This window comes from Sinomicrobium pectinilyticum (assembly GCF_003725735.1).
Taxonomy (GTDB): Bacteria; Bacteroidota; Bacteroidia; order Flavobacteriales; family Flavobacteriaceae; genus Sinomicrobium; species Sinomicrobium pectinilyticum.
The window spans coordinates 75,832-87,381 of the sequence record NZ_RJTM01000093.1; the positions used below are offsets into that span (position 1 = coordinate 75,832).

At 44.0% G+C, this 11,550-nt stretch carries 10 protein-coding genes; 7 read left to right on the plus strand and 3 right to left on the minus strand.

Going from position 1 to position 11,550, the window contains the following annotated elements:
* Window positions 1-4 precede the first annotated feature (4 nt).
* Window positions 5-1,255, minus strand: coding sequence for an aspartate kinase (locus ED312_RS13305; RefSeq protein WP_123216502.1), 1,251 nt, complete (start codon window positions 1,253-1,255; stop codon window positions 5-7).
* Window positions 1,256-1,359: 104 nt separating this feature from the next.
* Window positions 1,360-1,845 (minus strand): GNAT family N-acetyltransferase, encoded by a 486-nt coding sequence (locus ED312_RS13310; RefSeq protein WP_123216503.1) that lies wholly within the window; start codon window positions 1,843-1,845, stop codon window positions 1,360-1,362.
* A gap of 348 nt (window positions 1,846-2,193) precedes the next feature.
* Between ED312_RS13310 and fbp the strand changes: the two genes are divergently transcribed.
* From fbp to ED312_RS13335, 5 genes are all read left to right on the plus strand, one after another.
* Window positions 2,194-3,201, plus strand: coding sequence for a class 1 fructose-bisphosphatase (gene fbp, locus ED312_RS13315; RefSeq protein ID WP_123216504.1), 1,008 nt, complete (start codon window positions 2,194-2,196; stop codon window positions 3,199-3,201).
* Between the two features lie 63 nt (window positions 3,202-3,264).
* Window positions 3,265-3,621, plus strand: coding sequence for a fructose 1,6-bisphosphatase (locus tag ED312_RS13320; RefSeq protein ID WP_123216517.1), 357 nt, complete (start codon window positions 3,265-3,267; stop codon window positions 3,619-3,621).
* Window positions 3,622-3,742: 121 nt separating this feature from the next.
* On the plus strand, window positions 3,743-4,573 hold the full coding sequence (locus tag ED312_RS13325; protein WP_240643099.1) for a cell envelope biogenesis protein OmpA: 831 nt from the start codon (window positions 3,743-3,745) through the stop codon (window positions 4,571-4,573).
* Complete coding sequence (locus ED312_RS13330; RefSeq protein WP_123216506.1) at window positions 4,560-5,045, plus strand: Rab family GTPase; 486 nt, start codon at window positions 4,560-4,562, stop codon at window positions 5,043-5,045. The genes ED312_RS13325 and ED312_RS13330 overlap by 14 nt, the downstream gene beginning before the upstream one ends.
* Before the next feature lies 1 nt (window position 5,046).
* Entirely contained in the window at window positions 5,047-6,555 is a 1,509-nt protein-coding gene (locus tag ED312_RS13335; protein ID WP_123216507.1) for an ATP-binding protein, read from the plus strand.
* A 57-nt stretch (window positions 6,556-6,612) separates the two neighbouring features.
* On the opposite strand, the gene ED312_RS13340 is transcribed toward ED312_RS13335, so the two are convergent.
* Window positions 6,613-7,044: a tellurite resistance TerB family protein gene (locus ED312_RS13340; RefSeq protein ID WP_123216508.1), complete on the minus strand. Its 432-nt coding sequence runs from the start codon at window positions 7,042-7,044 to the stop codon at window positions 6,613-6,615.
* A 480-nt stretch (window positions 7,045-7,524) separates the two neighbouring features.
* On the opposite strand from ED312_RS13340, the gene mfd reads away from it, so the two are divergent.
* Entirely contained in the window at window positions 7,525-10,905 is a 3,381-nt protein-coding gene (gene mfd / locus ED312_RS13350; RefSeq protein ID WP_123216518.1) for a transcription-repair coupling factor, read from the plus strand.
* Window positions 10,906-10,992: 87 nt separating this feature from the next.
* Window positions 10,993-11,340, plus strand: a complete 348-nt coding sequence (locus ED312_RS13355; RefSeq protein WP_148044288.1) for a hypothetical protein — start codon at window positions 10,993-10,995, stop codon at window positions 11,338-11,340.
* Window positions 11,341-11,550 lie beyond the last annotated feature (210 nt).

Here is an 11,550-nt window from a genome sequence, read left to right on the forward strand (position 1 = left end):
GGACCTACCTGGTTACCAGTTGTACCGTATTCTGCAAACGCTGTTTCAGCAGTATGTCCTTTCCATGTTCCAGTTCTTCCAGGGCTTCCTGTGTAGCGTGCCTTACCGTGTAAAGCGACACCCCTTCTTCACATTCCACCTTAAATTTGGCCTTGAGGATATTGAGCAGGCCTTCCAGGTTATTGAACTTATTATCTGCGCATACCGAAAAACTGATAGCGGAGTTCTGGATCACATCCACCTTCATACGATGGTCATGCAGCAATTTGAATATTTCACTGATATTCTCTTCGACAATAAAAGAGAAATCAAGCGATGAAAGCGAGAGCAACACCTGATCTTTCTTCACAATGAAACAAGGCACATGTGGTTCCAGGTCCTGCCCCTTACTAACACTGGTCCCCTGTTCGGTAGGATTAACAAAGGACTTTACGTATAAGGGTATCTCCTTACGCTGCAGGGGTTGCAGTGTTTTGGGATGTATAACGGACGCACCGTAAAAAGCGAGTTCTATGGCTTCCGTATAAGATATCTGGTTGAGCAGGCGTGCATTTTCAAAATAGCGGGGGTCCGCATTCAACACCCCGGGAACATCTTTCCATATGGTCACACTCTCCGCATTGAGGCAATAGGCAAAAATGGCTGCCGTATAATCCGATCCTTCCCGGCCCAGGGTGGTCGTGAAATTATTGGGGTCACTCCCCAGGAATCCCTGGGTGATATTGAGCAGCCCTTTATTTACGCCTTCGGTAATATTTTGCTGCGTGCTCTCCCAGTCCACATTGGCATCCCGGTAGGTGGCATCGGTTTTTATAAAATTCCGTACATCCAGCCAGGTATTCTTTATGCCCGTTTCCTGCATGTACTGGCTTATGATCGTTGTGGAGATCAGTTCCCCGAAACCGATCACCTGGTCGTAAACAAAATTGTAATTAGGGGACTTGTTTCGCCCCAGGAAGGAACTCAGTTCCGCAAACAACCCGTCTACTTTCCAGAAAACGGGATGGCTTTCCTTTTCAAAAAGCTCCAGCAAAATCTCATTGTGATATTTCTTGACCTCCTGTAGCGAACTTTGTAGTTCCTCTTTGTTCCGGAAGTAGTTTTTTATGACTTCTTCCAGGGCATTGGTGGTTTTTCCCATTGCGGAAACCACCAGCAGGGTATTATCATACCCCACCGTCTCCAACACTTCTACAACATTTTTCACCCCTTTGGCATCCTTGACCGACGCTCCTCCGAATTTAAATATTTTCATAGGTTTACTTTCTTCTTATAAAACGCAGAACCCCGCAGCAAAGCCATACTGGCCTTACCGGTTATCTGCTCATTCGTATTTTTTCAGGTTTTCCCAAACGTACTCTATTCCAAACCGGCAACATAGTTTTTTATCCCCTTTTCATCGAGCTGGACCACGTTCCATTCTCTCAGTACCCTGGCGCCGTTGTATTCGTAAAACTTTATCGCGGGCTCATTCCAGTCCAGCACTTCCCAGTTGATCCGCTTTACCCCGAGTTCATGACCGTACCGGATCACTTCGGAAAGCAAAGCCTTTCCCAATCCCTTCCCGCGGTATTTACGGGAAACAACAAGATCTTCCAGGTGGAGCGCTATGCCTTTCCATGTGGAATATCTCGGATAGACCAGGGCTATCCCTACTATATCTCCTTCGATGTCCGCTACAAAGCAATGAAAAGAAGGCCGCTCTCCGAAACCGTCCCTTTCCAGGTCTTCAACAGTAATCTCCACGGCATCCGGCTCCTTTTCAAAAAGGGCCAGTTCGCAGATAAGTCCCAGGACACCGGGCATGTCCTCTATTGTAGCCTCTCTGATAACATATGATACCATTCTATTGTGTTCGTTTTGTAAGTGTTCTAAATGTAACACAAAGTTATATAAGTATTTTTTAACCTGGAATAAATTTATTACGAAAACGTTTTAGTTTCACAATTTTATCGATATTTGTGACCGCAACAACGCTTGTACCCCATACGCATACCAAACACAGAAAAAACAAGTGTCTAAAACGGAAGCATGGCGAGTGAAAATGCATATCTATCCCGGCATACACACTGCGGTAACGGCAGTCACTTTCCGGGCTGTCATTTGTTATCCGGAATTGTCGCCATACCTGTCCCTCCCGAAAATCAACACACATCATCACATAAATTATCATTTTATTGAAGCACTGACCCTATGAGAAAGAACAAGACCTTAGGAGAATTCATTATTGAAAAACAAACGGAGTTCCAGTACTCTTCCGGCGAACTTTCCAAACTCATCAATGCCATAAGGCTGGCCGCCAAGGTAGTAAACCACGAAGTGAACAAGGCCGGGCTGGTTGACATCATAGGCGCTTCCGGCGATACCAACATACAAGGTGAAGACCAGCAGAAACTGGATATCCTTGCCAATGAAAAATTTATCCAAACCCTTACCAACCGGGAGATCGTCTGTGGTATAGCATCTGAAGAGGAGGACGATTTTATCTCCATAAACAGCAAGGACGAAAAACACCAGAACAAATATGTTGTTCTTATAGACCCGCTCGACGGATCGAGCAACATTGATGTCAATGTCTCCGTAGGAACTATTTTTTCCATTTACCGAAGAATTACTCCCATCGGCACCCCCGTAACCCTGGAAGACTTTTTACAACCGGGGAGGAACCAGGTAGCAGCAGGCTATGTCATCTACGGCACTTCCACCATGCTGGTATACACCACCGGTCATGGTGTAAATGGCTTTACACTTAACCCGGCCATAGGCACCTTTTATCTCTCGCACCCCAACATGCAGTATCCGGAAAGCGGCAGAATATACTCCGTCAACGAAGGGAACTACATCCATTTTCCGCAGGGCGTGAAAGATTATATAAAATATTGCCAGAAAGAAGAGGACGACCGGCCGTATACTTCCCGGTACATCGGCTCCCTGGTCTCCGATTTTCACCGGAACATGATAAAAGGCGGTATATACCTCTATCCGAAAAACAGCATTACACACAATGGTAAACTGCGATTATTATACGAATGCAATCCCATGGCTTTTATTGCCGAACAGGCCAACGGGAAAGCCAGTGACGGCTTCCGCCGTATACTCGACATACAGCCTGACGAGCTTCACCAGCGCACTCCCTTCTTTTGCGGCAGTAATAAAATGGTGGAAAAACTGGAAGAATTTATGCTTAAGTCCCCGAGTTAAAGGTAATTGAATCATTTTTACATGATTTTTGTTACCTTTGCTCCAAATTCATACCGTACAACCATGTCTAAGGAAAAAAATCACCCCGAAGCAAATGGAGCTTCAGTAGATCCTACGTCTAAGATAGAGGCGATAAGGAATCTCATATTCGGTGAAAACATACAGGAATACAATTCCGAATTCGAGTCCCTGAAAAAAGATATCCTTCAGAAAAGGAAAGAACTGCAGGGCCTGATCGAAGATACCCGGACGGAACTCATGCAGACTATTGATAACCTGGGTACAGATGTTAATATCAGGATCACGGAACTCGAAAATTCCCTTCAGGAAAAAGCGGATACACTGGACCAGAACAAAGTAGATAAGTCCACTCTCGGGAAGCTCCTCATTCAGATTGGAGAAAAGATAAAGGACAATTAGATAGGATAAATACCCGCGTATTTATCATATAAAATTTTTAAAGGCCGCCCGTAAGGGTGAGCCTGTTGTCTGTTTTTGAAAAACAAATATTCGGAAACATGCTTTACCTGCAATTATCTTGATGATGAATGAGAACGATAAACTGAACATCCTGAAAGATATCCTCCTTACCGATGACAGGGAGTATGCGGAAACCATTGCACAAAAGATCAGTGCACTGGAAAAGGTTCTTCATACCCGTTCGGAACTTGCAGGAAAGGTAGATCCGATTATAGATACCAGACTGGACGAGTTTATCGAGGAGATCCCCAAAACCCTCGGCCCGACCATTACGGAAACACTGAAAGAAGAGATAAAAAACTCTAAGGAACAGGTCGTGGAAGCCCTCTATCCCATTATGGGAAGGATGATCAAGAAATATGTGTGGCAGGAAATAAAATTACTGTCCGAACGGGTGAGCACCCAGGTAGAAAACAGTTTCTCCTTCCGCGCATGGAAGCGAAGGCTTAAAGCCTGGATCACCGGGGTCAAAGAACACGACCTCATCTTATCTGAACTGGGAGATGCCTCTATAGAGCAGGTCTTTGTCATCGAAAAGAATTCGGGTATCCTTCTGGGAAATTACGCCAAGACAGAAACCATTGACAAAGAGATGTTTTCCGGAATGCTTACAGCAATCAAATCTTTCGTGGAAGATGCATTTCAGCAAAAAGGCCAGAACCTGGAACTTATAGAATACGAGTTATATCATATTCATATACAAAGTTTTGTTTCGTATTACATCGCCGTAGTGGTCTCCGGGCAATACAGTACCCCAGTAAAAAACAAACTACAGGATACCATTTTTAAATTTTCGGAAAATTTCCTCAGCCTGATGATCTATAATCCGGATATTACACAAAATGATATTGTAAACGAACTAAATTTTTATTTTAATAATGACCATATCTAAAAAAATTGTTCTTTTAGGGCATTTCGGTGTTGGCAAAACATCTTTGGTAAGACGTTTTGTTGAAAATACCTTTTCGGACAATTACAGAGTTACCATTGGAGTACATATCCTTAAAAAAGAAGTGGTTTTACCTGAAAACCAGGTAAATCTCATTATCTGGGATATCGAAGGTAATGAAGATATATCCAAAACCCGTTCCTCATACCTGATGGGGTCCCACGGTTTTATTTATGTTTTTGACACTACCCGGAAATCTACTTACGAAAACCTGCCTGCCGACCTGGATTATATCAAATCGGGCTATAATAATGTTCCCGTAATCGTTGTGGGAAACAAAAGCGACCTGGTCACCAAAACCCATTTAAGAGAGAATAAGCAGTACTTTGACCTGGCCCACTATTTTTCAAGTGCCAAAACCGGGGAAAATGTAGAAACCTTATTTAAAGACCTTACAAAAAAACTGATCAAATAACATGCTGGAATCCTATAAAGAGCAGTTCTTATACCCCAAGGTACAGTTTATCGTCATCTCCGGGAAAGGAGATATACTGGAATCCGACGATACGCTTTTCCCTTTCAAAAAAGAGAAAAACATTATCCGCTGTCACCCGTTTTTCGAAAGTGTACTTCCCCTGCTCAACCATACGGATAATTCCATTTCCTTCTCCTGTGTCCACATCAACGGAAAAGTGTGCGATATAAACTGCAGGACTTTCCCGGACAAAAATCCTTTGATCATTATCCACGACCTGTCGGAACACTACCAGTCTCTCCAGGTAGTCGCACAAAAACGGAATGAAACGGTCATCGAATCGGAAATACTCACCTTACAAAACACCTATTTACAGGAAAAAGAGGCCTTTAAACGTATTTTTATTGCCAATTTCAGTCACGAAATCCGGAACCCCCTTACCGGGGTCTTCTCATTTACCGAGATGCTGGAAAAAACCAACCTGTCGGACGAACAGTTCGACCTGGTGGAAGTGATCAAATCGCTTTGTCAGGACCTCAACATTATGATAAACGACATCCTTGACCTCTCCAAAATAGAAGTGGGCAAGTTTATGGTCTACGATGAAATATTTGATTTTTCCGAACTGCTTGATTCCATCGGTTTCATATATGCCACCAAGGCGAGGCAGAAAAAGCTCCGGTTCCACATGCATGTGGACGATAAGCTTCCCAGATATATAGAAGGGGACAAGACAAGAATAAAGCAAATACTGGCCAATGTTATCGAAAATGCCATCAAGTTTACCCAAGAGGGGCATATAGAGCTTCATGTGAAACTAAACAACAAGAGGGCAAACAAGGTCAATATCCAGTTTGAAATTACCGACACGGGCATAGGGATACAAAAAGAACATATCAAAGATATATTCACCAGCTTCACTCAGGTACACAAAGACAGCAAATATCCCGGGACCGGGCTGGGCCTTACCATTGTAAAAAACCTCGTCTCCCTGATGCAGGGAGATATCACGGCAGAAAGCGAGCCATGTAAAGGCACAACCATAAAATTTAACCTGAAACTTAAATTTCCCATAAACTACAGGGAACCCGGTAAAAAGGACAAAGACAACAGAAAAGTCCTCTTCAATCCCAAAAAGAAATTCAACATACTTTTAATAGAGGACAACAAGATAAGCCAGATCATTGTCCTTAAAATACTCGCCTCCCAGGGGGCTTTCTTCCTGGACATAGCCGAAAACGGGGAACAGGCCATGGAACGAGTAGAAGAAACCCAATACGACCTCATACTTCTCGACATTCGTTTACCGGATGTTACCGGGTACGAACTGGCACCGGTTATACGAAACCTTCCGGAGAAAAAATATGCGAAAGTCCCTATTATAGCCCTTTCCGGAAGCATGCTGGGAGACAGCAGGAAAAAATACAAAAAGGCCGGGATCAACGATGTTATACAAAAACCGTTTCAAGAGCAGCAGTTATTACAAAAATTGCACAAATTCCTGAAATAACAATCCCCGGTCAATAAGAAAAAACTATCCGGAAAGGCATAAAAGAAGGTGCCGGAATTACCTGTTCATGTGTTTCATTTCTTCCTTGAAAGTATCCAGGTCCACCCCATGAGATACCAGGTCATAAGCCTTGTTTACGATGTATTTTATATTGCCCGGTGTAAATCCGAGGCCAATAGCAAGTTTATAAAGCATTTGAGTTTCTTCCTCATCCGCTATGTGATCTGCATAGATCATTCGTGTCAGGTCATACAGTCTTTCCAAACGCGAATCATAAAATAAAGGCGGGTTTATAGGATATTTGGCAGGATCCTTTAATATACTCGCATAATCCTCTTCCGAGATATTCAGGTTCTGGGCAAGACGGTCCAGAAAAGCCTTTTCTTCCGTATTGATATCACCATCAGATAAAGCCACACGCACTATTGCCGCAAAATGATCCCTGTTGCGCTCCAGGAATGCACTGGAATATAAATCTAAGATCGACATATCTTTTACTGTTAACGCTCTAAATTTTGCGCAAATATACATTTTTATCTATAACCCGGACAAGATATTTGCCCGAACAAGTGCCAGTAAAATCTATTTTATTCCGGGGAATGTCAACTTGATGTACAGGGCTGCTTACTTTATACACGGGGATATCTACTTTACTTATGGGGTTGTCAACTTTACACCCAGGGACGTCTACTTTACTTATGGGGATACCAGCTTTATTCACGGGACTGCTTACTTTATATACAGGGATACCAACTTTACACCTGGGAGCGTCTACTTTACGTATGGGGCTGCTTACTTTATATGTTAGGGTGTCTGTTTTACTCCCGGGGATATCTACTTTGTTCCCGGAGATGTCTTTGTCCAGCCCATTCTCCTGACAAATCCGTTTTTATTACCTTTGCACAAAATTTTTATACAGTGAGCAAGACCCATGCCTCGCCAACTTTACTCCCGGCTGCCATCGGGACAATGGGACCAGAACAGTCTCCGCAAATGCGAAAACTGCAGGATGCTATTGTCCAAACCCAACCTCCACAAAGAATATATGTCAATGGTCTCGTAGGCTCTTCGCTGTCTTTCGTTATTGCGGAAAGCTTTAAAAACAACGATCTTCCCTACCTGCTTATCCTCAACGATAAGGAAGAAGCGGCCTATTATCTCAACGACCTGGAACAACTTGTCGGTGAGCAGCATGTACTGTTCTATCCGGGCAGTTACAGAAGGCCGTACCAGATAGAAGAAACGGACAATGCCAATGTTCTCCTCAGGGCCGAAGTCCTGAACCGTATAAATTCCCGGAAAAAGCCGGCGCTTATCGTCACCTATCCGGATGCGCTGTTTGAAAAGGTGGTAACCCGGAAAGAACTGGAAAGGAACACCCTGAAAATGAAAGTGGGTGATACGATCTCGCCCGATTTTATCAACGAGGTCCTTTTCGAATATCGCTTCAAAAGGGTGGATTTTGTTTCCGAACCCGGGGAGTTCTCCGTACGGGGAGGTATCATAGATGTATTCTCCTTTTCCAATGATGAACCGTACCGTATAGAATTTTTCGGCGACGAGGTAGACAGTATCCGTACATTTGATGTGGAAACACAGCTCTCGGTAGAAAAACTGAAGAAAATTGCCATTATACCCAATGTGGAGAACAAAGCACGGAGCGAATCCAGGGAAAGTTTTCTGAAATACATTTCCCCGCAAACCGTTGTCTGCCTTCAGAGTAACGAAATTCTGTCCTCCCGCATAGACAGTTTGTTCCGCAAGGCGGAAGAAGCCTTTGCTTCGCTTCCCAAAGAAGTAAAACACGCTTCCCCCCACGAACTGTTTTGTACCCCGAAATTACTTCATGAGCAACTCTCCGGTTTTGTTGTCGCAGAAACGGGAAACCAGTCCCGGCTCCCTTTCAGGCACCTGGAGAAAGAAAAACACGGGGAGGTCATCACCTTCCACACCCGACCGCAGCCTTCCTTTAACAAGCAGTTTGACCTTCTTATTGAAGACCTCAACAAAAACCGGGCGGAAGGATATACCAATTATATTTTTTGCGTCAGCGAACAGCAGGCCAAACGCTTTCATGATATTTTTGAGGAGATCGAAGGGGACGTGCATTACAAAACCGTGGTTTTCCCCATCTACCAGGGGTTTATTGATGACGACCGGAAAATGGTCTGCTACACGGACCACCAGATATTCGAACGTTATCACAAATTCCACCTCAAGAACGGTTATGCCAAAAAACAGGCCATCACCCTTAAGGAACTTACCCACCTGGAAATCGGAGATTACGTTACACATATAGATCACGGTATAGGGAAGTTCGGCGGGTTACAGAAAATACAGGTGGAAGGGAAACCTCAGGAAGCTATAAAACTCGTTTATGGAGATGGTGACATCCTGTATGTAAGCATCCATTCCCTGCACAAAATAACCAAGTACAACGGTAAGGACGGTAAACCTCCCAAAATATTCAAACTCGGGAGCAACGCGTGGAAAAATCTTAAAAAGAAAACGAAAAGCCGGGTCAAGGAGATTGCATTCAGCCTTATAAATCTTTACGCCAAAAGACGGACGGAAAAGGGATTCGCCTATGCGCCGGATAGCTATTTACAGCACGAACTGGAAGCTTCCTTCATTTACGAAGATACCCCGGACCAGAGCAAAGCCACACAGGATGTCAAGAACGATATGGAAAGCGAGCACCCCATGGACCGCCTTGTCTGCGGGGATGTAGGTTTCGGTAAAACGGAGGTGGCCATACGGGCGGCCTTCAAGGCCGTAGACAACAGCAAACAGGTGGCTGTCCTCGTCCCGACGACCATTCTTGCCTTTCAGCACTTTAAAACCTTCAGCGAACGTCTGAAAGACCTCCCTGTAACCGTCGATTATCTCAACCGTTTCCGTACGGCAAAAGAAAAAAGGGAAATCCTGGAAAAACTGGCTTCGGGAAAAATTGATATTATCATCGGCACTCATCAACTGGTGAACAAAAACGTACATTTTAAAGATCTGGGGCTTCTGATTGTGGATGAAGAGCAAAAATTCGGTGTAGCTGCCAAGGAGAAACTGAAAAACCTCAAGGAGAATGTGGATGTACTTACGCTTACGGCCACTCCCATTCCCAGAACTTTACAGTTCAGCCTTATGGCGGCAAGGGACCTCTCGGTGATCACCACGCCACCGCCAAACCGCTACCCGATAGAAAGCCACGTCATACAATTTAACGAAGAGGTGATACGGGATGCCGTTTCCTACGAAATACAGCGGGGGGGCCAGGTATTTTTCATTCACAACCGCATTGAAAATATCAAAGAAGTGGCCGGAATGGTACAACGGCTGGTACCTGATGCCAAAATAGGTATCGGCCACGGACAGATGGAAGGAAAAAAGCTGGAACAGTTGATGCTCCGTTTTATGAACGGGGAATTTGACGTCCTGATATCTACCACGATCATAGAAAGCGGGCTGGATGTCCCCAATGCCAATACCATCTTCATTAATAATGCCAACAACTTCGGGCTGAGCGACCTGCACCAGATGCGGGGCCGGGTAGGGCGAAGCAACAAAAAGGCATTCTGTTATTTTATTGTCCCTCCTTATTCTGCCATGACAGACGATGCCAGGAAGCGGATCCAGGCACTCGAGCAGTTCACCGAACTGGGAAGCGGCTTCAATATAGCCATGAAAGATCTGGAGATCCGGGGGGCAGGGGACCTCCTGGGCGGGGAACAAAGCGGCTTTATAAACGACATCGGTTTTGACGCCTATCAGAAAATACTCAACGAAGCCATAGAAGAACTGAAAGAACACGAATTCAAAGACCTCTATGCCCGGGATGAGGATAAGCGGGAATATGTGAAAGACACCCAGATAGATGCCGATTTCGAATTGCTTTTCCCCGACGAGTATGTCAATAACATCACGGAAAGGCTTAACCTCTACAACCAGCTGAGTAATATAAACACGGACGAAGCACTGGAAAAATTCGAAACGGACATTCACGACCGCTTCGGCCCCCTTCCCCCACAGGTACACGATTTGTTGAACAGCGTCCGGATAAAATGGATAGCTTCCAAAATGGGACTGGAAAAAGTAGTACTCAAACACGGAAAAATGGCAGGGTATTTCATTGCCGATCAGCAGAGCAGTTTTTACCAGACCAGGACGTTTCAGCATGTTATACGCACGGTGCAGCAAAACCCCGGCCTCTGCAAAATGAAGGAAAAGAACACCCGTATGGGAGGACTGCGGTTACTGCTCACTTTTGACCATATAACCTCGGTAAACAAAGCCTTAAAAGCTTTAAAACCCTTTATGGCGGAAGAAGAAATGCACACAGAGCCCGGAAACTGAAAACCAGAAAAGACCTGAATGGTTTCCCTGATCTGAATATTTGACTATGTTCTTCAATTTTGCTATACTTAAATATATAGTTCAAAAATGAAAACAATAGTATTGACCATTATATCTATGACGATCTTCCTCGGATGCAAAGATATTCATAAAACAAATTCTGATACGGGAAGTGTCTCAATAGAAATACCATCCAGGATTGAAATCCAAAAAGACAGCATCATTGATCTAAAAAAAATAATAGATCAGATTGAGATATTAAGTTTAAAAAAAGCAAACAATTACCCGTCTTCTTTAAAAGATACGACGATTTGTAAGGAATGGAAATTAGATAAGCGTGTGGTAAAAGAAATATTTGGCCACTCCCGGCCGATTACCCCCATGAATGGAATTATTTATTTGAACAGTTGCCATGTACATATAGTGGTAAATTAAAATATCAGGAGAAAACATATTCTTTTACCATTAATTCCGGGGCCTGGTTTACCACAGATTTACTATCATCGGACTCCCTTTTTGGCTATGGCTGTTTTGACGAGGAATGTCAGAAATATTTTTTATCAAATGCCTGGAATCCCGACGAAGAAAAGTAAAAATCACACCTTCTAAGAAGGTGGCTTTGGCTAGCCCCCATAGGGGACCTCT